This is a genomic window from Enterobacter chuandaensis (genome assembly GCF_003594915.1).
In the GTDB taxonomy this organism is placed as follows: domain Bacteria; phylum Pseudomonadota; class Gammaproteobacteria; order Enterobacterales; family Enterobacteriaceae; genus Enterobacter; species Enterobacter chuandaensis.
In genome coordinates this window covers 65,916-90,422 of sequence record NZ_QZCS01000007.1, presented here as the reverse complement: position 1 = coordinate 90,422, position 24,507 = coordinate 65,916, and the positions used below count along the sequence as shown (strand labels likewise).

24 protein-coding genes are annotated in these 24,507 nt (G+C 60.3%); 11 read left to right on the top strand and 13 right to left on the bottom strand.

Going from position 1 to position 24,507, the window contains the following annotated elements:
• Position 1 precedes the first annotated feature (1 nt).
• The 6 genes from D5066_RS13150 to hycI are packed head-to-tail and all read left to right on the top strand — an operon-like array spanning position 2 to position 4,824.
• Complete coding sequence (locus tag D5066_RS13150; RefSeq protein WP_119916206.1) at positions 2-925, top strand: respiratory chain complex I subunit 1 family protein; 924 nt, start codon at positions 2-4, stop codon at positions 923-925.
• A gap of 15 nt (positions 926-940) precedes the next feature.
• A complete protein-coding gene (gene hycE, locus D5066_RS13145; RefSeq protein WP_119916205.1) occupies positions 941-2,650 on the top strand; it encodes a formate hydrogenlyase subunit HycE in 1,710 nt (569 codons plus the stop codon).
• A gap of 9 nt (positions 2,651-2,659) precedes the next feature.
• Positions 2,660-3,202: a formate hydrogenlyase complex iron-sulfur subunit gene (locus D5066_RS13140; RefSeq protein ID WP_119916204.1), complete on the top strand. Its 543-nt coding sequence runs from the start codon at positions 2,660-2,662 to the stop codon at positions 3,200-3,202.
• Positions 3,202-3,969, top strand: coding sequence for an NADH-quinone oxidoreductase subunit B family protein (locus tag D5066_RS13135; protein WP_119916203.1), 768 nt, complete (start codon positions 3,202-3,204; stop codon positions 3,967-3,969). The genes D5066_RS13140 and D5066_RS13135 overlap by 1 nt, the downstream gene beginning before the upstream one ends.
• Complete coding sequence (locus D5066_RS13130) at positions 3,966-4,376, top strand: formate hydrogenlyase maturation HycH family protein (protein ID WP_119916202.1); 411 nt, start codon at positions 3,966-3,968, stop codon at positions 4,374-4,376. Before D5066_RS13135 ends, D5066_RS13130 begins: the two co-directional genes overlap by 4 nt.
• Positions 4,369-4,824, top strand: a complete 456-nt coding sequence (hycI, locus tag D5066_RS13125; RefSeq protein WP_119916201.1) for a hydrogenase maturation peptidase HycI — start codon at positions 4,369-4,371, stop codon at positions 4,822-4,824. The genes D5066_RS13130 and hycI overlap by 8 nt, the downstream gene beginning before the upstream one ends.
• 81 nt (positions 4,825-4,905) lie before the next feature.
• Here hycI and D5066_RS13120 read toward each other — a convergent pair whose 3' ends face one another.
• Both D5066_RS13120 and ascF read right to left on the bottom strand, forming a co-directional pair.
• Positions 4,906-6,330, bottom strand: a complete 1,425-nt coding sequence (locus tag D5066_RS13120; RefSeq protein WP_119916200.1) for a 6-phospho-beta-glucosidase — start codon at positions 6,328-6,330, stop codon at positions 4,906-4,908.
• Between the two features lie 18 nt (positions 6,331-6,348).
• Positions 6,349-7,800: a PTS cellobiose/arbutin/salicin transporter subunit IIBC gene (ascF, locus tag D5066_RS13115; RefSeq protein ID WP_119916199.1), complete on the bottom strand. Its 1,452-nt coding sequence runs from the start codon at positions 7,798-7,800 to the stop codon at positions 6,349-6,351.
• A 213-nt stretch (positions 7,801-8,013) separates the two neighbouring features.
• On the opposite strand from ascF, the gene D5066_RS13110 reads away from it, so the two are divergent.
• The 4 genes from D5066_RS13110 (at position 8,014) to D5066_RS13095 (ending at position 12,952) form a co-directional block, all read left to right on the top strand.
• Entirely contained in the window at positions 8,014-9,027 is a 1,014-nt protein-coding gene (locus D5066_RS13110) for a LacI family DNA-binding transcriptional regulator (protein WP_119916198.1), read from the top strand.
• A gap of 132 nt (positions 9,028-9,159) precedes the next feature.
• Positions 9,160-9,705, top strand: coding sequence for an electron transport protein HydN (hydN, locus tag D5066_RS13105; RefSeq protein WP_119916197.1), 546 nt, complete (start codon positions 9,160-9,162; stop codon positions 9,703-9,705).
• Between the two features lie 6 nt (positions 9,706-9,711).
• Positions 9,712-11,928 carry a carbamoyltransferase HypF gene (gene hypF, locus D5066_RS13100; protein ID WP_119916196.1) on the top strand — a complete coding sequence of 739 codons (2,217 nt, stop codon included), beginning with the start codon at positions 9,712-9,714 and terminating at the stop codon, positions 11,926-11,928.
• 1 nt (position 11,929) lies between these two features.
• Positions 11,930-12,952: a HoxN/HupN/NixA family nickel/cobalt transporter gene (locus tag D5066_RS13095; protein WP_119916195.1), complete on the top strand. Its 1,023-nt coding sequence runs from the start codon at positions 11,930-11,932 to the stop codon at positions 12,950-12,952.
• Here the strand turns inward: D5066_RS13095 and D5066_RS13090 are convergent.
• From D5066_RS13090 to norV, 4 genes are all read right to left on the bottom strand, one after another.
• Positions 12,925-14,589 (bottom strand): SgrR family transcriptional regulator, encoded by a 1,665-nt coding sequence (locus D5066_RS13090; RefSeq protein WP_119916194.1) that lies wholly within the window; start codon positions 14,587-14,589, stop codon positions 12,925-12,927. The two genes, D5066_RS13095 and D5066_RS13090, sit on opposite strands and share 28 nt — an antisense overlap.
• A gap of 98 nt (positions 14,590-14,687) precedes the next feature.
• A complete protein-coding gene (locus D5066_RS22920) occupies positions 14,688-14,846 on the bottom strand; it encodes a hypothetical protein (protein ID WP_165853346.1) in 159 nt (52 codons plus the stop codon).
• A 277-nt stretch (positions 14,847-15,123) separates the two neighbouring features.
• The gene (norW, locus tag D5066_RS13085) at positions 15,124-16,257 is read right to left on the bottom strand and encodes an NADH:flavorubredoxin reductase NorW (protein WP_119916193.1); all 1,134 of its coding nucleotides are present in this window, start codon (positions 16,255-16,257) and stop codon (positions 15,124-15,126) included.
• Positions 16,254-17,693 (bottom strand): anaerobic nitric oxide reductase flavorubredoxin, encoded by a 1,440-nt coding sequence (norV, locus tag D5066_RS13080; RefSeq protein WP_119916192.1) that lies wholly within the window; start codon positions 17,691-17,693, stop codon positions 16,254-16,256. Before norV ends, norW begins: the two co-directional genes overlap by 4 nt.
• A gap of 187 nt (positions 17,694-17,880) precedes the next feature.
• Here norV and norR point away from each other — a divergent pair, with 187 nt between their 5' ends.
• Positions 17,881-19,395, top strand: a complete 1,515-nt coding sequence (gene norR, locus D5066_RS13075; RefSeq protein WP_119916191.1) for a nitric oxide reductase transcriptional regulator NorR — start codon at positions 17,881-17,883, stop codon at positions 19,393-19,395.
• On the opposite strand, the gene gutQ is transcribed toward norR, so the two are convergent.
• The 7 genes from gutQ to srlA all read right to left on the bottom strand — a co-directional run bounded on the left by gutQ (position 19,392) and on the right by srlA (position 24,326).
• Complete coding sequence (gene gutQ, locus D5066_RS13070) at positions 19,392-20,357, bottom strand: arabinose-5-phosphate isomerase GutQ (RefSeq protein WP_080330176.1); 966 nt, start codon at positions 20,355-20,357, stop codon at positions 19,392-19,394. The two genes, norR and gutQ, sit on opposite strands and share 4 nt — an antisense overlap.
• Positions 20,350-21,123: a glucitol operon DNA-binding transcriptional repressor SrlR gene (gene srlR, locus D5066_RS13065; protein WP_080330177.1), complete on the bottom strand. Its 774-nt coding sequence runs from the start codon at positions 21,121-21,123 to the stop codon at positions 20,350-20,352. The genes gutQ and srlR overlap by 8 nt, the downstream gene beginning before the upstream one ends.
• A 63-nt stretch (positions 21,124-21,186) precedes the next feature.
• The gene (gene gutM / locus D5066_RS13060; RefSeq protein ID WP_119916190.1) at positions 21,187-21,546 is read right to left on the bottom strand and encodes a transcriptional regulator GutM; all 360 of its coding nucleotides are present in this window, start codon (positions 21,544-21,546) and stop codon (positions 21,187-21,189) included.
• Positions 21,547-21,637: 91 nt separating this feature from the next.
• A complete protein-coding gene (srlD, locus tag D5066_RS13055; protein ID WP_023294411.1) occupies positions 21,638-22,417 on the bottom strand; it encodes a sorbitol-6-phosphate dehydrogenase in 780 nt (259 codons plus the stop codon).
• Between the two features lie 14 nt (positions 22,418-22,431).
• Complete coding sequence (gene srlB / locus D5066_RS13050) at positions 22,432-22,794, bottom strand: PTS glucitol/sorbitol transporter subunit IIA (RefSeq protein WP_008499554.1); 363 nt, start codon at positions 22,792-22,794, stop codon at positions 22,432-22,434.
• A gap of 12 nt (positions 22,795-22,806) precedes the next feature.
• Entirely contained in the window at positions 22,807-23,766 is a 960-nt protein-coding gene (gene srlE, locus D5066_RS13045) for a PTS glucitol/sorbitol transporter subunit IIB (RefSeq protein WP_080330179.1), read from the bottom strand.
• On the bottom strand, positions 23,763-24,326 hold the full coding sequence (gene srlA / locus D5066_RS13040; protein WP_023333189.1) for a PTS glucitol/sorbitol transporter subunit IIC: 564 nt from the start codon (positions 24,324-24,326) through the stop codon (positions 23,763-23,765). The genes srlE and srlA overlap by 4 nt, the downstream gene beginning before the upstream one ends.
• Positions 24,327-24,507 lie beyond the last annotated feature (181 nt).

Below are 24,507 nucleotides of genomic sequence, written 5' to 3'. Positions count from 1 at the left end.
CATGAGTCTGTATCTGGCAATTCTTCAGGCGCTGGTGCTGTTCGCCTTCGCGCCGCTGCTGTCGGGCATTACGCGCGTGGCGCGCGCCCGGATGCACAACCGTCGCGGGCCTGGGGTGCTTCAGGAGTACCGCGATCTCTTCAAGCTGCTTTCTCGTCAGAGCGTGGCACCGGACGCCTCAGGCTGGGTCTTCCGCCTTACGCCATTTGTGATGGTTGGCGTCATGCTGACCATCGCCACCGCGCTGCCGATGGTCACGGTGGGCTCGCCGCTGCCGGCGCTGGGCGATTTGATTACGCTTATCTACCTCTTCGCAATCGCGCGTTTCTTCTTCGCGATTGCGGGCCTGGACACCGGCAGCCCGTTTACCGGCATCGGTGCCAGCCGCGAGGCGATGCTCGGCGTTCTGGTTGAGCCGATCCTGCTGCTGGGGCTGTGGGTGGCCGCGCAGGTGGAAGGCTCGACCCACATCAGCTTTATCACCAGTACCGTTTATCACTGGCCGGTTTCACGTTCTGTCCCGCTGATTCTGGCGCTCTGCGCCTGCGCGTTCGCCACCTTTATTGAGATGGGCAAACTGCCGTTCGACCTCGCGGAAGCCGAGCAGGAGCTGCAGGAAGGTCCGCTTACCGAATACAGCGGCTACGGCTTCGCGGTGCTGAAGTGGGGCATCAGCCTCAAACAGCTGGTGGTGCTGCAGATGTTCGTCGGCGTTTTCTTCCCGTGGGGGCAGATGACGCACTTCTCCGCGGGCGGTCTGGTGCTGGCCGTCGTGATTGCCGCCCTCAAGCTGCTGGTCGGCGTGCTGGTGATAGCCCTGTTTGAAAACAGCATGGCGCGCCTGCGTTTTGTCGAAACGTCGCGCATCACCTGGGCCGGTTTTGGTTTTGCATTTTTAGCGTTCGTCTCCTTGCTGGTGGCGTGATTAAAGAGAGTATTTATGTCTGAAGAAAAGAAAGGTCAGCAGTATCTCGCCGCGTTGCATCAGGCTTTCCCCGGCGTGGTGCTGGAGGAGTCCTGGCAAACCAAAGACCAGGTAACCGTCACCATTAAGGTGAATGACCTGCCGGAAGTGGTGGAGTTCCTCTATTACCAGCAGGGCGGCTGGCTGTCGGTGCTGTTCGGCAACGACGAGCGCCAGCTGTGCGGCAACTACGCGGTGTACTACGTGATGTCGATGGAGCAGGGTGAAAAATGCTGGCTCACCGTGCGCGTCGAGGTCGACCCGAATAAGCCGGAATACCCGTCCGTCACGCCGCGCGTGCCTGCCGCCGTCTGGGGCGAGCGCGAAGTGCGCGACATGTACGGCCTGGTGCCGGTCGGTCTGCCGGACGAGCGACGCCTGGTGCTGCCGGACGACTGGCCGGACGAACTCTATCCGCTGCGTAAAGACAGCATGGACTACCGCCAGCGCCCGGCCCCGACCACCGACAGCGAAACCTACGAATTCATCAACGAGCTGGGCAGCAAGAAGAACAACGTGGTGCCGATCGGCCCGCTGCACGTCACCTCTGACGAACCGGGGCACTTCCGCCTGTTCGTCGACGGCGAGAACATCATCGACGCCGACTACCGCCTGTTCTACGTCCATCGCGGCATGGAAAAGCTGGCGGAAACCCGCATGGGCTACAACGAGGTGACGTTCCTCTCTGACCGCGTGTGCGGCATCTGCGGCTTCGCCCACAGCACCGCTTATACCACCTCGGTGGAGAATGGCATGGGGATCGTGGTGCCGGAGCGCGCGCAGATGATCCGCGCCATTCTGCTGGAGGTGGAGCGTCTGCACTCGCACCTGCTGAACCTCGGCCTGGCCTGCCACTTCGTCGGCTTTGACTCCGGGTTTATGCAGTTCTTCCGCGTGCGCGAAGCGTCGATGAAAATGGCGGAGATCCTCACCGGAGCGCGTAAAACCTACGGCCTGAACCTGATCGGTGGGATCCGCCGCGACCTGCTGAAGGACGACATGATCCAGACCCGCCAGCTGGCGCAGCAGATGCGCCGGGACGTGCAGGAGCTGGTGGACATGCTGCTCAGCACGCCAAACATCGAACAGCGCACCGTCGGCATCGGTCGTCTTGATCCCGAAATTGCCCGTGACTTCAGCAACGTCGGCCCGATGGTGCGCGCCAGCGGCCACGCCCGCGACACCCGCGCCGATCACCCGTTCGTCGGCTACGGCCTGCTGCCGATGACCGTGCACAGCGAGCAGGGCTGCGACGTCATCTCCCGCCTGAAGGTGCGCATCAACGAGGTGTTCACCGCGCTGAACATGATCGACTTTGGCCTTGATAACCTGCCGGGCGGTCCGCTGATGGTGGAGGGCTTCACCTACATCCCGAACCGCTTTGCCCTCGGCTTTGCCGAAGCGCCGCGCGGGGACGACATCCACTGGAGCATGACCGGCGACAACCAGAAGCTCTACCGCTGGCGCTGCCGCGCGGCCACCTACGCCAACTGGCCAACCCTGCGCTACATGCTGCGCGGCAACACCGTCTCTGACGCGCCGCTGATCATCGGCAGCCTCGACCCGTGCTACTCCTGCACCGACCGCATGACCGTGGTGGACGTGCGCAAGAAGAAAAGCCAGGTGGTGCCGTACAAAGAGCTTGAGCGCTACAGCATCGAGCGTAAGAACTCGCCGCTGAAATAAGGATTCGCCATGTTTACCTTTATCAAAAAAGTGATCAAAACGGGCACGCAGACCAGCAGCTATCCGCTGGAGCCGATCCCGGTGGATAAAAACTTTCGCGGTAAGCCGGAGCACAATCCGCAGCAGTGCATCGGCTGCGCGGCCTGTGTCAACGCCTGTCCGTCGAATGCCCTGACGGTAGAAACGGATCTCAAAACCGGCGAGCTGGCCTGGCAGTTTAACCTCGGGCGCTGCATCTTCTGCGGCCGCTGCGAGGAGGTCTGCCCGACGGTCGCTATTCGTCTTTCGCCGGAGTACGAGCTGGCGGTGTGGAAGAAAGAGGATTTCCTGCAGCAGTCGCGCTTTGACCTGTGCAACTGCCGCGTCTGCCACCGCCCGTTCGCCGTGCAGAAAGAGATCGACTACGCCATCGCGCTGCTGCAGCACAACGGTGACGCCCGCGCGGAGCATCACCGTGAAAGCTTTGAAACCTGCCCGGAGTGCAAGCGTCAGAAGTGCCTGCTGCCGTCCGACCGTATTGATATCACCCGCCATATGAGAGAGGCCAGCTGATGGAAAACCTACTGGGCCCGCGCGACGCTAACGGCATTCCGGTGCCGATGACGGTGGACGAATCCATCGCCAGCATGAAGGCGTCGCTGATGAAAAAAATCAAACGCTCAGCCTACGTCTACCGCGTGGACTGCGGCGGCTGCAACGGCTGTGAGATCGAGATCTTCGCCACCCTGTCGCCGCTGTTTGACGCTGAGCGCTTCGGCATCAAAGTGGTGCCGTCTCCGCGCCATGCGGACATCCTGCTGTTTACCGGGGCCGTCACCCGTGCCATGCGCTCGCCCGCGCTGCGTGCCTGGCAGTCTGCGCCGGATCCGAAAATCTGTATCTCCTACGGCGCCTGCGGCAATAGCGGCGGCATCTTCCACGACCTTTACTGCGTCTGGGGCGGCACCGACAAAATCGTGCCGGTGGACGTCTACATTCCCGGCTGCCCGCCGACGCCTGCCGCGACGCTGTACGGCTTTGCCATGGCGCTCGGCCTGCTGGAGCAGAAAATCCACGCCCGCGAGCCGGGCGAGCTGGACAACCAGCCTGCGGCCATTCTGCACCCGGACATGGTGCAGCCGCTGCGGGTGAAGGTCGACCGCACGGCGCGCAGTCTGGCGGGTTATCGCTACGGTCGGCAGATCGCTGACGATTATCTGCGTCTGCTCAGCCAGGGTGACCATCAGGTGGCGCGCTGGCTGGAGGCCGAGAACGATCCGCGCCTCAATGAGATCGTGGCGAACCTGAACAGCATCGTCGATGAGGCGCGGATCCGATGAGTGAAACGGTGTTGTTCAGCCAGCTGAGCCGTAAGTTTATTGATGAGAACGACGCCACGCCGGATGCGGCGCAGCAGGTGGTTTACTACAGCCTGGCGATTGGGCACCACCTTGGGGTGATCGACTGCCTGGAGGCGGCGTTAACCTGCCCGTGGCCGGAATACCTGGCGTGGATCGCCACGCTGGAGGAGGGCAGTACGGCGCGGCGCAAGATGGAGGGCGTGCCGAAGTATGGTGAGATCGTCATCGACGCCAACCACATTGCGATGCTCGCCAACGCCTTTGACGCGGCGCTCGGCAGGCAAACCCCCGAGCAGCAGGCGTGGAGCACAACGCTGCTCGGCATGCTGCACGATATTCATCAGGAGAGTGCCATCTACCTGATGGTGAGGAGATTACGTGACTGACGTTTTACTGTGTGTCGGCAACAGCATGATGGGCGATGACGGCGCGGGCCCGCTGCTGGCAGAGATGTGCGCTGCGAACCCGCCGGGCAGTTGGGTGGTGATTGACGGCGGCAGCGCACCGGAAAACGACGTGGTGGCCATTCGCGAGTTGCGTCCGGAGAGGCTGTTAATCGTCGATGCCACCGATATGGGGCTCAACCCCGGCGAGATCCGCCTGATTGACCCGGACGACATCGCCGAGATGTTTATGATGACGACGCACAATATGCCTCTGAACTACCTGGTGGATCAGATTAAAGACGACGTGGGCGAGGTGCTGTTTTTGGGCATTCAACCGGATATTGTCGGGTTTTATTATCCGATGACGCCGCCGGTAAAAGAGGCGGTGGACGTGGTGTATTCACGGCTTGCTGGGTGGGTTGGGGACGGGGGGTTTTCTCAGCTCTGAGCAGCGCCCGGTGGCGCTGCGCTTACCGGGCATACAAAACCGTAGGCCGGGTAAGGCGAAGCCGCCACCCGGCAAAACAGGCTACTCGAGATCCCCCCCGTTACTCGCAATCACCTTCTTATACCACCAGAACGACTTCTTGCGCTTTCGGTCCAGGGTGCCGTTACCAGCGTCGTCCCGGTCAACGTAGACAAACCCGTAGCGCTTGCTCATCTCGCCCGTTGAGGCCGACACCAGGTCAATGCAGCCCCAGGTGGTGTAGCCCATCAGCGGTACGCCGTCCTCAATCGCATCGCCCATTGCGCGGATATGCTCGCGCAGGTAGCTGATGCGGTAGTCGTCGTTGATCTCGCCGTTTTCATCAATAACGTCCTTCGCCCCGAGGCCGTTTTCCACCAGGAACAGCGGTTTCTGGTAGCGGTCGTACATCATGTTCATGGTGATGCGCAGGCCGAGCGGGTCAATGCCCCAGCCCCACTCGCTCACCTGAATGTGCGGGTTACGCAGGGACTTCACGATGTTCGCCGCGCTGGTGTTGCCCGCATTCATGTCCGCCGACGCGCAGCGCGAGGCGTAATAGCTGAACGAGACAAAATCGACGGTGTTTTTCAAAAGTAAATCGTCGCCGGGATCTTTCACAATCACCACGCCTTTCTCGCGGAACACGCGGGCGGAGTAGGCCGGATAGCTGCCGCGCGCCTGCACGTCAATAAAGAACAGGTTCTCGCGATCTTTCTCCAGCGCCATCCACACGTCTTCCGGCTTGCAGGAGTACGGGTAGAAGTTACCGCCCGCCAGCATGCAGCCGACCTGGTTTTCCGGGTTCACCTCGTGAGCGATTTTGGTCGCCAGCGCACTCGCCACCAGCTCGTGGTGCGCGGCCTGGTATTTCACCTGATCCTCGTTTTCACCTTCCTCAAAAACCAGCCCCGCGCCGGAGAACGGGCTGTGCAGCATGATGTTGATTTCGTTGAAGGTCAGCCAGTATTTCACCAGCCCGTTAAACGCCTCGAAGCAGGTGCGGGCGTAGCGGGCGAAGAAATCGACCATCTTACGGTTGCGCCAGGAGCCGTATTCTGTGACCAGGTGCATCGGCACGTCGAAGTGGCAGAGCGTGACCAGCGGCTCGATGTTGTACTTTTTGCACTCCTCGAACACCGCCCGGTAGAAGGCAATGCCTTCCTGATTCGGCAGCGGCTCGTCGCCGTTCGGGTAGAGGCGGCTCCAGGCAATCGAGGTGCGGAACACCGTAAAGCCCATCTCCGCCATCAGGGCGATGTCTTCTTTATAGCGATGGTAAAAATCAATCGCCTCGTGGCTCGGGTAGAACTCATCGTCACGCAGCGAAAAACGCTTTTCCTTACCGACCTTCACCGCCAGGCGAGGTGCGCCGTGGGGGATCATATCGACCGTGGTCAGTCCCTTGCCGCCTTCACGGTAAGCACCTTCACTCTGGTTGGCGGCAAGCGCGCCGCCCCATAAAAATCCTTGTGGAAAAACAGACATTCTTACCTCGCTTTCAATTTATGCTTTTGCTGCGTTGTTCTGTACCGGTGCGGTCTGCAGGGCGCGCGCTTTTTCAGCTTCGTCTTCGACCGGAATATCCTCAAACCCTAAAAGCAGGGTCAGAACAAACGACAGCACGACTGCCAGCCCCATCACGCCAAACACCCAGACGATGGTCATCGGGTTGGCCGGATCGAAGAACTGCACGCTGGTAAACAGCCCCGGCGCCGCCATCGAATGGCTGGCAAGACCGGCCATGCCGGCCACCGCGCCGCAGATAAAGCCGCTGATCAGGCTCGCAATCAGCGGACGTTTCAGGCGCACCGCCACGCCGTACAGCGCTGGTTCAGAGATCCCCGCCATGATGGCCGAGGCCGCCGCCGCCAGCGCCGTCTGGCGCAGCTCCGGGTTTTTGGTTTTCCACGCCACCGCCAGCGACGAGCCGCCGAGCGACAGGTTGGCGCCGATCTCTGACGGCATCACCATCCCTTCTTTGCCCGTTTCGGCAATGGTCTGGATGATGGTCGGCGTAAACACGCGGTGCATCCCGGTCATCACCAGCAGCGGCCACAGCGCGCCCATGATGGCGACGGAGAGCCAGCCCAGGTAGCCGTGAATGGTGTAGACCAGCGCGGAGATGGCGCTACCGATCCAGATCCCCAACGGGCCAATCAGCACGATGGCGAGCGGGGCGGCAATCAGCACGATCAGCATCGGCTTGAGGAAGTTTTTCGTTACCGCCGGGGTAATGCGATCCACCCAGCGTTCGATGTACGACAGGCACCAGGTCATCACCAGCGCCGGGATGACGGTATAGGTGTATTTCACCGCCGTCACCGGAATAAAGGCGAACTCAACGTGCTCGCCCTGCGCGGCTTTCGCCATCAGCTCGATAAAACTCGGGTGCACCAGCACGCCCGCGATGGCAATCGCCAGCGACATGTTGGTTTTAAACTTCACCGCCGCCGAGGCCGCCACCATCAGCGGCAGGAAGAAGAACGCCCCGTCGCCAATGACGGTCAGAATGGTGAGCGTCGGCGCGCCTTTTGGCAGCACGCCGGTCATCTCAAGGATCATCGCCAGCAGCTTGACCATCGAACCGCCGATGATCGCCGGGATCAGCGGCGACATGGTGCCGATCAGCGCGTCGAGGATCCCGGCGCCAATGCGGCGTAACGTCAGCTTCTGCGGGCCTTCCGGCATGGGGGGCTGCAGATCAACGGGCAGCAGGCTCACCACTTCGCGGTACGCCTGTGAAACGGTGTTGCCAATAATCACCTGGCACTGGTTGTCGTTACGTACCACGCCAAGCACGCCGCTGATACTTTTCAGGCGCGCAACGTCGGTAAGATTTTCGTCTTTCAGAACGAAACGCAGTCGCGTCATGCAGTGGGTGACGGCGACGATGTTCTCTTTGCCGCCCAGCGCGCTGACAACGTCGTTCGCCAGCGCTGCGTAATTTTTGGCCATCGGATGTGATCCTGTTATCGTTGTGAGAAATGTAGGAAACCGGTTCCACATAATCATCATGACTTTCTCTGAATGAAACAAGATCGCTTTTTGGACATTTTTTCATTTCGTGATGAAGGTCGCAATGAGGCGTCGAAAGCGTGATGTCGTCGCTGCGACAATTTTTCTGCGGTGCAGTACACTGCCCGCATGAGTTTCGGATGGAAAAATAATATGACCACGATGCTGGAAGTGGCGAAGCGGGCAGGCGTTTCAAAAGCCACGGTATCCCGGGTGTTGTCGGGCAATGGCTACGTCAGCCAGGAGACCAAAGACCGGGTTTTTCAGGCCATTGAAGAGAGCGGCTATCGCCCGAATTTGCTGGCGCGAAACCTGGCGACCAAACGCACCCAGACGCTTGGACTGGTGGTGACCAACACCCTGTATCACGGCGTCTACTTTAGCGAACTGCTGTTTAACGCCGCACGGATGACGGAAGAAAAAGGGCGGCAGCTGATCCTCGCCGACGGCAAGCACAGCGCCGATGAGGAGCGTGAGGCGATCCAGTATCTGCTCGACATGCGCTGCGATGCGGTGATTATCTACCCGCGCTTTCTGAACGTGGAAGAGCTGGACGCGCTTGTCGAGAAATGCGAGCAGCCGATTATGGTGCTTAACCGCCGCCTGCGGAAAAACAGCAGCCACAGCGTCTGGTCCGATCATAAAGCCTCGTGTCAGGATGCGGTGTCGCAGCTGATTGCGAAAGGGCACCGGGAGATTGCGTTTATCACCGGTTCGCTGGATTCCCCTACCGGTGTTGAGCGTCTTTCCGGTTACAGGGATGCGCTGGCGCAGCACGGCATTGCGGTGCGTGACGCGCTTATCGCCGAAGGGAAGTGGAACCCGGCCAGCGGCGCGGCGGCGGTCGCGCAGTTGCTTTCCCGCGGCGAACCGTTTACCGCGCTGGTGGCGAGTAACGACGATATGGCGATTGGCGCCATCAAGCAGCTGCATGAGAGCGGTGTTGCCACGCCGGGTAAAGTGTCCGTCATAGGCTTTGACGATGTGGCGATCGCGCCCTACATCGTGCCGTCGCTGTCCAGCGTGCGAGTTCCGGTAACGGAGATGATCCAGGAGACCATCAGCCGCCTGATCTTCATGCTCGACGGCGGCGAGTTTAAATATCAGCAAACCTTTTCCGGCGAGCTTATCCTACGCGACTCCGTCATTGACGGCCCGCATCGCTGACGTCGACATCTGTCATCGTCATTAGTGACGATGACAGATCCGTCTGGTTTTATTTTTATTTTAAATCAATATGTTAAAAATTGGCACGGTTTATGAATAGCTTCGCGCATAACAGTTATGCCGGAGAAGCAGATGAACCGTTTTATTATGGCCGATGCCAGCAAGTGCATTGGTTGCCGTACCTGTGAAGTGGCGTGCGTGGTTTCCCATCAGGCGGAGCAGGATTGCGCCTCTCTCACCCCCGACACCTTCCTGCCGCGCATCCACGTCATTAAAGGCGTGAATATTTCCACCGCCGCCATCTGTCGTCAGTGCGAAGACGCGCCGTGCGTGAACGTCTGCCCGAACGGGGCGATTAAGCGCGAGAAGGGCTTTGTGCATGTGATGCAGGAGCGCTGCATCGGCTGCAAAACCTGCGTGGTGGCGTGCCCGTATGGCGCGATGGAGGTGGTTGTCCGCCCGGTCGTGCGCAACAGCGGCATGGGGCTAAGCGTGCGGGCGGAGAAAGCCGAAGCCAATAAATGCGATCTTTGCTACCACCGCGAAGCAGGCCCGGCCTGTATGGAGGCCTGCCCGACGCACGCGCTGGTCTGCGTGGATCGCGACAAGCTTGAGCAGATGAGCGCCGAAAAGCGCCGTCGCGCGGCATTCGACACTTCGTCATCGCTGCTGTTTTAAGTTGCGATGAGCGTTAACGGCGTCCAGCTTCGGGTGCGAGGCAAAGTGCAGGGCGTGGGGTTTCGTCCCTTCGTCTGGCAGCTGGCGCAACGGCTGAAGCTTGTGGGCGATGTCTGCAACGACGGAGAGGGTGTCCTGGTGCGTCTCGCGGGTAATGGGGGGGACTTTACCGCGAGACTGCGTCAGGACTGCCCACCGCTGGCGCGTATTGACCATGTTGATACGCAGCCCTACTGCTGGTCTGGCATGCCGACGGAATTTACCATCCGTCAGAGCGAGCGCGGGGCGATGAATACGCAAATCGTGCCGGATGCCGCCACCTGTCCGGCGTGTCTGGCTGAAATGCGCGATCCGCGCGAGCGCCGTTACCGCTACCCGTTTATCAACTGCACCCACTGTGGGCCGCGGTTTACCATTATCCGCGCCATGCCCTATGACCGCCCGGCGACCTCGATGGCCGCGTTTCCCCTCTGCGTGCCGTGTGAGACAGAATACCGTAACCCGGCCGACCGCCGTTTTCACGCCCAGCCGGTCGCCTGCCCGGACTGCGGACCGCAGCTGGAATGGCGAGCCGGAGATGTTGTTGCCACACGCGAATCGGCTTTACGCGCAGCGGTGGCGATGCTGAAAGACGGCGGCATTGTCGCGGTCAAAGGGCTGGGCGGTTATCACCTCGTTTGCGACGCGCTTAACCCGCAGACAGTGGCGACGCTGCGGGCTCGCAAGCAGCGCCCGACGAAGCCGCTGGCGGTGATGCTGCCGGACGCGGACAGTCTGCCTGAGACGATACAGACGCTGTTATGCTCACCCGCGGCGCCGATTGTGTTAACGCCAAAAGCTTCGCTTCCCGCGTTTCCCGAGGAAATTGCGCCGGGGCTTGATTGTATTGGCATCATGCTGCCCGCGAACCCGCTCCAGCATATTTTGATGTTGGACTACCAGTGCCCGCTGGTGATGACCTCCGGCAACCTTAGTGGCAGACCGCCCGCCATCACCAACGTGCAGGCGCTGCAGGATCTCAGCGGCATCGCGGACGGCTTCCTGCTGCACAACCGGGACATCCTGCAACGCATGGATGATTCCGTGCTGGATCGGGATGGCGCTATCCTGCGCCGCGCGCGCGGTTTTGTGCCCGATGCCGTCACGTTGCCTGCGGGTTTTGAGAATATCCCCGCCATGCTGTGCACTGGTTCAGAGATGAAAAACACCTTCTGCCTGGTGCGCGGGAACCAGGCGGTGCTGAGCCAGCACTTTGGCGATCTGAGCGAAGAGGGCGTAGAGGCACAGTGGCGCAGTGCGCTCACGACGATGCAGGACATTTACGCCTTCCAGCCTGAGCGCGTGGTGTGCGATGCTCATCCGGGGTATCGCGCCCGCCGGTGGGCTCAGGCGCAGGCGCTGCCTGTCGAAACCGTGCTACACCATCATGCCCACGCGGCAGCGTGCCTGGCGGAGAACGGCTGGCCGCGTGAGGATGGAGACGTTATTGCACTGGTGCTGGACGGCATCGGCATGGGCGAAAACGGCGCGCTGTGGGGCGGAGAGTGCCTGCGGGTGAACTATCTTGAGTGTGAACGGCTCGGCGGCCTGCCTGCCGTTGCGCTGCCGGGGGGCGATCTGGCGGCGCGGCAGCCGTGGCGTAATTTGCTCGCCCACTGCCTGTCGTTTGTCCCTGACTGGCAGCAGTATCCTGAAACGCGCGCGGTTCAGCGTCAAAACTGGCCGCTGCTGGCGACGGCTGTGTCGCGCGGTATCAACGCGCCGCAGGCTTCGTCCTGTGGTCGTCTGTTTGATGCCGTCGCCTGCGCGCTCGGTATCGACGCGCAGTCCTGGGAGGGTGAAGCCGCCTGCAGGCTGGAAGCGCTGGCCTCGCGGTGCGCGGGCGTCGCTCATCCGGTGACGCTGGACGCGGATAACCTCGCGCTTTTCTGGCAGCAGTGGCTGGCCTGGCAGGTGGAGCCCTGCGAGCGCGCATGGGCGTTTCACGATGCGCTGGCAAAAGGGCTGGCCCAGCTCGCCGCGCGCCATGCCCGACGCTTATCGATTTCGACAATCTGCCTCAGCGGCGGGGTGCTGCACAATCGCCTGCTGCGCGCGCGCCTGCGCCACTATCTTTCTGACTTTACGCTTCTTTTTCCTTCGCGCCTGCCCGCAGGTGACGGAGCGATCTCCTTCGGGCAGGCGGTGGTCGCCGCTGCCCGGTCATGTTCAAAAAGGATTTAAAATGTTACGACGCTTACGCAACGAACCTCGCGCCGCGCTTCTGCTGCTGGCTCTGGTAATGGCAAACCTGCTGGCCTGGGGATGGGCATGGCACACCTTCAGCGGCAGTACGGCGCTGATGGCGGCCAGCCTGCTGGCGTGGTGCTACGGACTGCGTCATGCGGTGGATGCCGACCATATTGCGGCCATTGATACCGTGACGCGTAAGATGATGCAGCAGGGTAAGCGCCCGTCCGGCGTGGGGGCGTGGTTCTCGCTGGGGCATTCCACCATTGTGGTGCTGGCCTCCATCGCCATCGCCGCCACCGCGACGGCGTTTCAGAAAAACATGGAATGGTTCCACGAAACCGGCAGCCTGATTGGCACCGCCGTTTCCGCCACCTTCCTGCTGGCGATGGCGCTGGTGAACATGGTGATCCTGCGCGGCGTCTGGCGCAGTTTCCAGGCGCTGAAAAACGGCAGGCCCGTGCAGGGCGACATCACGCTCCCTGCCCAGGGCGGCGTGATGAACTGGCTGTTCGGCAAAACCTTCCGCCTGGTGAATAAAAGCTGGCAGATGTACCTGGTAGGCTTTCTGTTTGGCCTTGGGTTTGATACTGCCACGGAAATCGGCGTGCTGGGGATCTCTGCTGCCAGCGCGTCCAGCGGGATGTCGGTGTGGTCAATCATGATTTTCCCGGCGCTCTTCGCCAGCGGCATGGCGCTGGTCGATACCCTCGACAACCTGTTGATGGTCGGTGCCTACGGCTGGGCGTTTAACAAGCCGCAGCGCAAGCTCTACTACAACATGACCATCACCGGTACCTCCGTGGTGGTGGCGCTGTTTATTGGCGGGCTGGAAGCGCTGGGCCTGCTGATGGACAAGTTCGCCCTCAGCGGCGGCGTCTGGGATCTGGTTGGCGCGGTCAACGACAATCTGGGCAACGCCGGGTTTGTGGTGGTCGGGCTGTTCGTTGCCTGCTGGCTCATCTCCATGGCCAACTATCGCTGGCGCGGCTACGACGCGCTGGTGGTGCGCTCCTGAGCTGGAGGCAGCCAGGCGCGGGTAAAATCAAGCCAGCCGCTGGCGGTCAGCACAATGTCCTGCACGTTTTCCAGGGTATTAAGACGATAGCGGTAGTGGAACAGCGGCGAGCAGGCGCCGCTTTCCAGCAGGTGCTGAAAGAAGGCGGGCAGGTATGTTCTCAGCATCTCCTCGCTTTCGCAGTATGTCATCAGCGTCTGCTTCGCGTTTTGCCAGGCGGTCTGCCCCAGCGCGGCGGCCCACGCGGGTTCTTCGGTAAACCACTCTGCCAGCGCAAATTCCGCTGCTTCACCCGCCAGATAATCCCCCAGTAAGATATCCCCCTGCGCCAGCGCGTCGGGCGCATGCCACGCCTCGCGGTCTTTGCGCTGGAGGATAACGTCACAGCCGCGCTTTTTCAGGCGCGCCTGCAGCATACTGGCCAGATCGCACAGCCCCGGCGTGTCGTAACAGATCAGCGAAAGGGTCGCGGGGAGCGTCACGTCGGGCGCATCCGGAAAGACGGGCGTGGTGATGCCGGGCAGGATTTCCGTGCGGGTGTCGACATCCTCCCGGCGGAGGTGCTGCTGGTTAATGTGCTGAATCTCCTGACGCAGCCAGGCCGCCAGCGGTTGCGGCAGCGTGGCGTTCAGCATCAGCCAGGCAAACCCGCCGCTGGTGGAGGTGACGGACTCCCGGGCATTTTCGCCTTTCCCGACGGTGATCCACGCGGGTGTTTCCGCCTCGCTGCGGGTTCGCCAGAACTCTATCGCGTGCAGCAGCGGGTGCGCCGCAAAGTACCAGGGCTGACGCTCAAGGCGCAGATAGTGTGAGTGGTGGTGGGCGATGGCAAAGGGGCCCGCGCCGATAGTCGGCTGCTGCGGATGCGGCAGCCGACAGGCGTGATGCGCGAGGCGATGCGCCAGCATGGCATCGGGCGCGTTCAGCACAATCTCCAGACACCAGGGGGCGACAAGCGACACCGTCCGAACGTGCGCAAGCCCCGCGGCGCGTGCCGGGTCGGCCAGCATCTGCTGCATCGCGCTGAGAATAGCTTCGTCGCTGATGGCCTGCCCGTTATGCCAGTGCGCGCCGCTGCGCAGGTAAAAACGCCAGCGGCGATTGTCGTCACGGATATCCCAGTGATGGGCTAAATCCGCGACCGGCTGTGGGTGGCCGGGCGCATAGCGCGTCAGACCGGCGTGAACCGCGCAGATAATATGCTGTTCGGCGCGGCGACGCGAAAGGGCTGGATGCAGCGACGTGAGCGGGCGATACCATGGAATGCGCAGCGTCGGCTGATGCTTCAGCCATTTGCCGCCTAAGAACGGGGTGATGATGTGGTGCAGGCTGGCCGGATCGCCGTCGGCCAGCTGCAGCGCGCTCTGGTAATCCCCTTTTTCCAGACAGGCGTGCATCAGCGGCGCGCTCAGTTCGCTGGTGGTAGTCAGACAGTGCAGAGTGGCGCGATGCCCGCGCCCTGGCTGCGCGTCCCAGCTTAGCCAGCCGCTTTGCGAGAGCTGGCGCAGCAGCGTGCGCGCATGGCGTTCGCTGCACAGCGCAACCTCCGCCACTTCCGCGATGGTCGTAGGCGTTGGCTCCGCGCCGTAGTGCTGATAAAGCCGTTGATACTGACGGATTTTCTGAAGCTGGCGCATAGCGGCACACCGGTAAAAAAAGGATGCTGAGAGTGTAGGTTTTTTTTGCGGAAGAAAAAGTGCTGGTTTACGTAAAGTGTTCCGGTTTTTCCCGTCAATTACCGCTCATGTTCACTGACCGGCATCATCAGCTCGCGCAGACGCTCAATGCGCGCCTCCGGGCTCAGATAAAGCCAGCGAAATAAAATGTGTTCAGCATGCTTCGTTTGTCTGAAATAATGAGAAAGATATTTGAGTTCTGTATTAAAAGTCGCCATGATTTGTCTCCGGCTGATTAATTACTTATCAGACTAGTCCTGACGAGAATAATAAAACAGGGTGATGTTTTTCAGCTGTTCCGCATTTAAGTGTTTATGAAAATAATAAATAAAGGATTGATAGCGATGATGTACCTGTTTTGTATTTATTTGATGAATAGAATGCGTAAAAAAAAGCCCCGGGACATCGGGGCAGTGGATAATAAAATCCAAAGGCTAAGTAAGCGTGGCCGTGCTGTAGGTCGGGTAAGCGAAGCGCCACCCGACAAAACGAGGGTTAAGCAGGTAACAATTTCAGCAGCGCGAAAGCCTCCTTCATCCGGTCCTCACTGACGACAAAGGCGCGTATCTGTCCCTCGTTGTCCGCGCCGCGCGCGACCATTCCCTTCGGTTCGAGGGTAATTTGCCAGTTCAGATCCTGACGTTGCGTTTCACCCGCAAGGTGCAGCGGTAATTCCGGCGTTTTGACCTTTACCAGCATGGCGGGTAATTTTAGCGGCGCGCTGCCGCCGAGCAGATTTTTTGCCAGATACATCGCGCTTAATTGTATCGGCTGCAGGAACGGAAGCACCTGACCGTTAATTTCCGCGCAGTCGCCCAGGGCATAAATATCCGGCTGCGTAGTTTGCAGGTAGCTATTTACCTTCACGCCACGACCTGTTTCGGCGCCTGCGCGATGCGCCAGCGCGGTTTCCGGGCGCAGGCCCGTTGCCGCGATAACCACATCCACCTCAATGCTGCGGCTACGGTCAAGCGATGCTCGAATGCCGCCTTCGGTTTTGCTCAGGCTTTGCAGCTGTGATTTCAACAGCAGATGCACGCCCATATCGGTCAGGCGATGCTGTAAGCGGCTGCTTACTTCTGCGGGCATCAGCGCCGACAGAATACTCGCCGCGTGGTCAACCAGGGTCACGGATTTCCCCGCGCGGCAGAAATCCATCGCCAGCTCGGTGCCGATCAGCCCGCCGCCGACGATCATTACGCGCTGTGCATCACGCAACAGCGTTTCGCTGGCCTGGTACTCCTGCTGGCTGTTAAGGGTGATCATCAGCTCGCGGCCCTCAACCGGCGGCACAAATGCAGAGGCACCCGTGGCCAGCACCAGCTTGTCGTACTGCCAGGTTTTCTCTTTCGCTCTCACCACGTGGGCGTCAGCATCGATGTCGGTGACCCAGGTGTACGGAAACAGAAGCAGGTTAAACTGCTCCGCGAACTCCCCCGCCGTCTGGCGGGTGAGGTCTTCGGCGCGCTGATTCTGGCTAATGACGTGGCTTAAATCAGGCTTGTTGTACTCGTCCATGCTGTCGGCGGCGATCAGCGTCAGCGGCACGTTAGCGTCCTGCTTGCGAATGTTTTTCACCAGCTGGCGGGCGGCAAAGCCCGAGCCGATGATGACGATACCGTTGCTCATTTTGCCTCCGTCGCCAGTTCGTCAAAGACGTCTTTGCCGAGGGAACATTCCGGGCAGAGGAAGTTGTCCGGCACCTCGCTCCACGGCGTGCCCGGGGCAACGTCCTGCAGCGGTTCGCCCAGCTCAGGATCGTAGATCCACTGGCAGACGCTGCACTGCATGCGCGGACCGAGATCGGCGGCTGCCGCAGAACAGGTTTGCGGCTGTTCCGCAGGTTTTGCGGTGACGTCAGGAAGCGGGGCGAGCGCCCACTGACGGGCGATGTCGCGGCCATGCTGGCGGCAGATCTCCAGCGCGTCGATATCCGGACGCCATTTTGCCTTCAGGCTCAGGGACATCTCAAAACCTGCATCCTGTAAACGGGTGGAGAGACGGTCTACCGCGCCGCCGCTCCAGCCGTGGGAGCCAAAGGCGCTGGCGCGTTTGTTGCGAAAACGCAGGCCGGTCATCTCTTCCACCAGGCCGGCAATCTTCGGCATCATCACGTTATTCATGGTGGAGGTACCCACCAGCACGCCCTTAGAGCGGAACACGTTGGTCAATACCTCATTTTTATCGCTGCGCGCCACGTTGAAGATTTTCACCGCCACGTTCGGATCCACTTCGTTGATGCCCTGGGCAATGGCGTCCGCCATCATGCGGGTGTTGTTGGACATGGTGTCGTAGAAAATAGTGATGCGATCTTCCTGATAGTCCGCCGCCCACTTCAGGTACAGCTCGACGATCTGGGTGGGGTTTTCACGCCACACCACGCCGTGCGAGGTGGCAATCATGTCCACCGGCAGGTTGAAGCCAAGAATTTCGGTGATTTTTGGCGTCACCAGGCGGCTGAACGGGGTCAGGATGTTGGCGTAGTAGCGCTGACACTGTTCGAACAGCTCGGTCTGATCCACTTCATCGTTAAACAGGCGCTCGTCGCAGTAGTGCTGACCGAAGGCGTCGTTGCTGAACAGCACCGCGTCGCCGGTCATGTAGGTCATCATGCTGTCCGGCCAGTGCAGCATGGGGGTTTCCACAAAGATCAGCTGCTTGCCGTTGCCGATATCCAGCGTGTCGCCGGTTTTCACGGTGTGGAAGTTCCACTCCGGATGGTGGTGGTGGCCGTTGATCGAGTCGATGGCGTTGGTGGTGCAGTAGATCGGGGTATCCGGAATGTGGGACATCAGCTCGGTCAGCGCCCCGGCGTGATCCTCTTCCGCGTGGTTGATGATGATGTAGTCGATGTCGTTCAGATCGATTTCGCTGCGCAGGTTCTGCACGAACTCGCGGCTGAACTTGTGATCGACGGTATCGATCAGCACGTTTTTACCTTCGCGGATGAGATAGCTGTTGTAGCTGCTGCCGCGCAGCGTTTTATATTCCGTCCCGTGGAAATCACGCACTTCCCAGTCACGTTGACCCACCCAATGAATGTTATTTTTAACCAGAATAGACATAGCAACCTCAGCGTAATACAGCGTTTTCAAATAAGATGGTTTGCTTATATCAAGTTTCGTGCCAACTTTTTAAGTTATTAATATTCAATAAGTTGTTATTTAATGACTCGTAATGAGTAGTCATTATGACTATCTCAAAAAGAGTCAATATGACATTATGTATTGTCAAATTGACTGTGAGGCTGACATGAGCTTTTCCGTAGACGTGCTGGCGAAGATCGCCATTGAGCTGCAAACCGGGATCGGCCATCAGGACCGCTTTCAGCGGCTGATCTCCACGCTGCGCCACGTGCTTGAATGCGATGCGTCCGCGCTGCTGCGCTACGAAGGACGGCAGTTTATTCCGCTGGCTATCGACGGGCTGGCGAAGGACGTGCTCGGACGGCGCTTTACCCTTGAAGGCCATCCGCGTCTGGAAACCATCGCCCGCGCGGGTGACGTGGTGCGCTTCCCGGCGGACAGCGACTTGCCCGACCCGTACGACGGACTTATTCCGGGCCAGGAGAGCCTGAAGGTGCACGCCTGCATCGGGCTGCCTTTATTTGCCGGACAGAACCTGATTGGCGCGCTGACCCTCGACGGCATGTCGCCGGACCAGTTCGACACCTTCAGTGACGAAGAGCTGCGCCTGATTGCCGCCCTGGCCGCCGGGGCGCTAAATAATGCGCTGCTGATTGAACAGCTGGAAAGCCAGAATATCCTTCCCGGCAGCCCGGCGGCGTTTGAGCAGGTGGCGCACACGGAGATGATCGGCCTTTCGCCCGGTATGGCGCAGCTTAAAAAAGAGATTGAGATTGTCGCCGCGTCCGATCTGAACGTGCTGATCTTCGGGGAAACCGGCACTGGTAAAGAGCTGGTGGCGAAATCGATTCATGAAGCTTCGCCTCGCGCGGTGAACCCGCTGGTGTACCTCAACTGCGCGGCGCTGCCGGAAAGCGTGGCGGAGAGCGAGCTGTTCGGTCACGTCAAAGGGGCGTTTACCGGGGCCATCAGCAACCGCAGCGGCAAGTTTGAAATGGCCGATAACGGCACGCTGTTTCTTGATGAGATTGGCGAGCTGTCGCTGTCGTTACAGGCCAAGCTGCTGCGCGTGCTGCAGTACGGCGACATCCAGCGCGTGGGGGATGACCGCAGCCTGCGCGTGGACGTGCGCGTGCTGGCGGCGACCAACCGGGATCTGCGCGAAGCGGTGCTGGCCGGGCAGTTCCGCGCCGACCTGTTCCACCGCCTGAGCGTGTTCCCGCTAACCGTGCCGCCGCTGCGCGAGCGCGGGGACGACGTGCTGCTGCTGGCGGGCTTTTTCTGCGAGCAGTGCCGCCTCAGAATGGGGCTTTCCCGCGTGGTCCTGAGCCCTGGAGCGAGGGCACACCTGCTCAGCTACGGCTGGCCGGGCAACGTGCGCGAGCTGGAACATGCGATCCACCGGGCGGTGGTGCTGGCGCGGGCGACGCGTTCGGGGGATGAAGTGGTGATTCATGCGCGGCATTTTGCGCTGCATGAGGAAAATGCCCCGACCGTGAAGGCTGCTGCGCCAGAGACCGTCAACGAGAACCTGCGCGAGGCGACGGAAGCATTTCAGCGTCAGATGATTACCCGCGCGCTGGAGCAGAACAACCGCAGCTGGGCGGCATGCGCGCGGGCGCTGGAGATGGACGTCGCCAACCTGCACCGGCTGGCGAAGCGTCTTGGGCTGAAGGGTTAGATAATCCCGGCCTGGTAGAAGTCCTGCAGGTTGATGGCGCCGCACAGCCTGCCGTGCTCGTCCACCACCGGTGCGGCGGTGATTTTGCGCTTCATCAGCACCTCTTTGGCTTCAATGGCGCGGCTGTCGGCGTTGAGCGTCAGCCCGCCTTTGGTCATGGCGTCAGACACGTTTGTTTCCAGCCTGCCACCGCCCACCAGCCAGCGGCGCAGGTCGCCATCGGTGAACACGCCTTTAACGTTTCCGCCGTCATCGCACACCGCCACCAGACCCAGACCGGTGCGGCTCAGTTCCAGCATCGCGTCCATCACGCTGGTGTCGAGTTTAACTTGCGGAATGGCATCGTCGGTGCGCATCAGGTGGTGAACCTTGTTGAGCAGGCGTGCCCCGAGCGCCCCCGCCGGATGCGAGCGGGCGAAATCTTCTTCGTTAAAGCCGCGCGCCTGCATCACCGCCATTGCCAGCGCGTCGCCCATCATCAGGGTGTTAACGGTGCTGGAGGTGGGGGCGAGGTGCATCGGACAGGCTTCGCGCTCAACGGAAATGTCCAGCGTGGCTTTGGCGGCCAGCGCCAGCGGCGAGCGGGATTTGCCGGTCATCGCCAGCAGGGCGACCGATTTTTCCTGCAGGCGAGGGATGATGAGATCCAGCTCTTTGGCTGAACCGGAGTAGGAGATAAACAGCATCACGTCGCGGCTTTCAATCATCCCGAGATCGCCGTGGAGTGCCTCAGCAGGATGCACGAAGAACGCCGGGGTGCCGGTGCTGGCCAGCGTCGCGGCAATCTTTTTGCCGATATGGCCGGATTTACCGATGCCCGCCACGATCACTTTGCCTTCGCAGTGGATAATAGTGTTGGCGGCGCGGACAAAATCCTCGCCCAGACGTTCCGGCAGGCGGCTGGCTTCCTGCAGCTCCAGCATCAGCGTCTGGCGGCCCGTTTCTAACAGAAAATCACTCATTTCTCTCTCCGGTTACGATCACGTCGATGCCTTTCTCTTCCAGCGCTTTTTTGAACGCCGGATCGATACCCGCGTCGGTAATCAGCTTATCAACGCTTTCAAGGCTACAGACAATGTTGGGGCTTTTACGGCCAAATTTCGACGAGTCGGCCATTAAAATCACTTCCCGCGCGGCGTTGCACATTGCTTTACTGACGCTGAATACCTCGTTAAACGTCGTGACGCCTGCATTCAGGTCGATGCCGTCGGTGCCCATAAACAGTTTATCGAAGCTGAAGTGGTCGAAGGCGTTCTCCGCCAGCTGGCCGTGAAACGACGCCGATTTTTTGCGGAAGGTGCCGCCGGGCATCAGGATGGTCTGCTCGCTGTCGAACTCCGACAGGGCGTTGACAATGTGCAGGCTGTTGGTCATCACCGTGATGTTATTAAAGCGGCTGAGCAGCGGGATCATCTGCAGCACGGTGCTGCCTGCGTCGAGGATGATGGAATCGCCGTCCTGGATAAATTTGACGGCGGCTTCGGCAATCAGCGCTTTCTGGTGCGTATTAATCAGCGTTTTGTGATCGATAGGCGGGTCCGCTTCATCTTTGTTGAGCACCACGCCGCCGTAGGTACGAATGACGGCGCCAGAGTTTTCGAGCAATACCAGATCCTTGCGTATTGTCGTGCCGGTGGTGTCAAAGTAGTGGGCCAGATCCTCTACCGAGCATTTTCCCTGTTTTTGCAGATGCTCGAGAATAGCCGCCTGCCGCTGACGTGGTTTCATAGGCGCTTCGTTCCTTAGGTTGCGAAATGATAATTTCGCAAGTCTATAACTTTCACAACGAAATTATCCATGTTTCAGATTAAGCGCTAATGATAGTGCATTCTGACAGAGTGAATCATGGGGAAAGATCACATCGGGCTGCAATTCCTGCAGCGGGATGCCGTTGATCGCCTGGATTTTGGCCGGTCGGGCAAACACCGTCATGCCGCGCATGATCAGGGAATCGCAGACCCGGTCGTGCTCATCCAGCGCAACGGCGACGACCACGCGCGGCTTGAAGCGTCCGCCGGAACGTCCGACCCCAACGCGGCCCTTCTGGCACAGGGCATCAAACGCGCGGTTAAACTGGTGGATCTGCCAGCCGCCAAACGCCATCTGGCACAGCCAGGCGAGGGCGGCGACGGTGATGAGTACGGTGACCATATCGGCTCCTTAACTGCCGGGTGGCGGCTGCGCCTTACCCGGCCTACGGGGATTGTAGCCCCGGTAAGCGCAGCGCCACCGGGGAATGAACTCAGAACATCACCTGCCCACCGGTGACGTTAATCGACTGCCCGGTGCAGTAAGACGCTTTCGGACTGGCGTAAAACAGCAGCATGTTCAGCACGTCCTGATAATCACATCCGCGCTTGAGCGGCACTTTATCGATGTAGTACTGCTCCACTTCTTCAGCCTTGATGCCGAGCTTGGTGGCGTACTGCGGCAGCAGGGACTGGAACATCGGCGACTTCAGCAGGTTCCCCAGCATCAGCGAATGCACGGTAATCCCGTACTCGGCCAGATCCAGCGCCAGGGACTGCGTCAGGCCCACGCCGCCAAACTTCGCCGCGCTATAGCCGGAGTTATGTTTACTGCCCACTTTCCCGGATTTCGAATTGATCTGAATGATGCGCCCCTGAATGCCGTCGCGGATCATCAGGCGGGAAAACTCGCGGGCGCAGAGGAAATAGCCCACCAGATTCACCTGCAGCGAACGGTCAAAATCCCCCAGCTCGAAATCGCTGATAAAGGCCGCTTTCGCAATCCCCGCGCTGTAGACCAGCAGGTCGGTACGCCCAAAAATCTCGTCCACGCCGCGGGCCAGCGCCATCACGCTCTGCTCGCTGGTGGCGTCGGCACCAAACCCGTACGCCATCCCTTCACCAAACTCGGTGTTAATGGTGTCCGCCACGCGGGCGGCTTTCTCACTCTGAATGTCTACTACCGCCACGCGGTAACCCTCTGCGGCAAGCCCACGGCAGAGGAACTCGCCTAAGGTTTGTCCCCCACCAATGACAACGGCAACCTGACTCATGTGTTTCTCCTTAATTACGCAACAAATTTTAACGTGCAGCCTGGGGTGACAGCCTGCGGAACCGGGCCCGCCACGTGCACCGTGCCGGGATACTCGGCCTGCGGCTGGCCGTCGAAGCGCAGGGTGATGTGCCCCAGCTCCCGCAGGTTTTGCTCGGCCACGTCGCCGACGGCGGTCACGGCATAGCGCGCCTCGCCCAGCTCCAGCTGGCTTCCGGCCTTCAGCTCGCCGTTCAGCTCGCCGTGGCAGTGGATAAAACAAAACTCTTCGATATCCGCCGGAGCGCCTTCCCGGAAGGTGATCAGCATCTGGTCACTCAGCGCATCCGCCGCGCTTTGGCCGATGCGGGTAATGGTGGTCTGGTAAATAACGGTCATCACAGGAACCTCTTATTGATAAATAAAGCCGGAGACAAACCAGGCAATCAGCACCGTCGGCGCGCCCGTCAGGAAGCGGCTCACCAGCACGGACGGTACGCCCACGCGCACGGTGTCCTGGCGCGCTTCGGCCAGCGACAGCCCCACGGGGATGAAATCGCACGCCGCCTGGGCGTTAATGGCAAACAGGGCAGGCAGGGCGAGGTGCGGAGGAATATTCCCCAGACCAATCTGCACGCCTATCAGCACGCCGATGACCTGGGCAATCACCGCGCCCGGGCCGAGGAACGGCGACAGCAGCGGGAAGGAGCAGATCAGCGCCAGCGTCACCAGCCCGAGCGGGTGGCTGGCGAGCGGGGCGAGGCCGTGGGCAATCCAGTCGCCCAGGCCGGACGCCATGATGATGCCGATCAGCGCCGAGACGAATGCCATAAACGGCAGAATGGTTTTCAGCACCGTGTCGATGGTGTCGCGCCCGGACTGGAACAGCACCGCCACGGCGGATCCCATCCCCATCCCGACCTTCGCCAGCAGGCCGTCGCTCTGCTCGGTGATTTTCTTGCTGGTGTCGTACTCGCGCGGTGGGGCTTTTTGCGGCGCGGGTGTGCCATTCACCAGCGTGATGTTGTCCTCCTTCACGCCCGAGACATAAATATCCTCAAGGATGTACTGCGCCAGCGGGCCGGATTTTCCGGTGGAGTGAATATTCACCGTCGGAATGCGGCGCTTCGGATAGATGCCGCAGCGCAGCGTGCCGCCGCAGTCGATCACCGCCACGCCGATGTCCGTTTCCGGCGGCTCGCCTTCTTTAAAGCCGTCGACCGCGTCCCAGCCGGTCAGCTCGCGCAGCTTGTCGACAATCGCCGGGCGCGTGCCCGCGGTGATGTAGACGATCTTTTTGCCTTCGGTGGCGTCGAACTCCAGCGGGCCGCCCCAGCCGCCCGTGCCTTTCTCAATGCGGATCCGGTTCATGCTGTCGCTCCTGAAAGATGGACTTTCTGTTCAAGCTGGATGCCCATTTTTTTCTCAAAAATGGCGGTGGTGAGGTCCGTCACCCAGCCGCGGAAGAAGTTGGTCACCAGACCAACCAGCAGGTAGCTCACCGCCAGCGGGCCGAGCGGCAGGCCAAGCGTGGTAAGGCCGCTGGCGATCCCGAGGTAGACAAACAGCTCGCCGGGGTTGATGTGCGGGAACAGGCCGTTCATCGAATGGCAGCTGTAGGAGGCGGCGGCGTAGTAGCTCGGCTTGTACTTTTCCGGCATGAAGCGACCGAGGCTTAAGGTCATCGGGTTACAGAACACGAAGGTGCCGATGAACGGCAGTACCAGGTAGCGGGACAGCGGGTTACCGGCGCAGCGCTGGGCGAAGCGTTCAATGCGCTGCTGGCCGATAAAGTTGATCAGCGCGTTCATGATCACCAGCAGGCTGATCAGCAGGGGCAGGATCCCGGTCACCATGCCGGTGAACACTTCTCCGCCTTTCTGAAACAGCCCGATGAACCACTCGGCGCCGTGGGTGATGGTTTCTATCATTCTTCTCTCCTGTAGGGCTTTTTTGTTTTTGTCTGACTGGGCTAATAATAATCACTTTGAAAGCTTTTAAAGTGTTAGTTAGATCTCACAATGAAAGAAAAATGGATTATTTTGAAAGTTAATTGATGGCGTGAATGGTTTTCGGGGGAAAAAAGCGCGGATTTGCGTGGGGGGAGGTGCG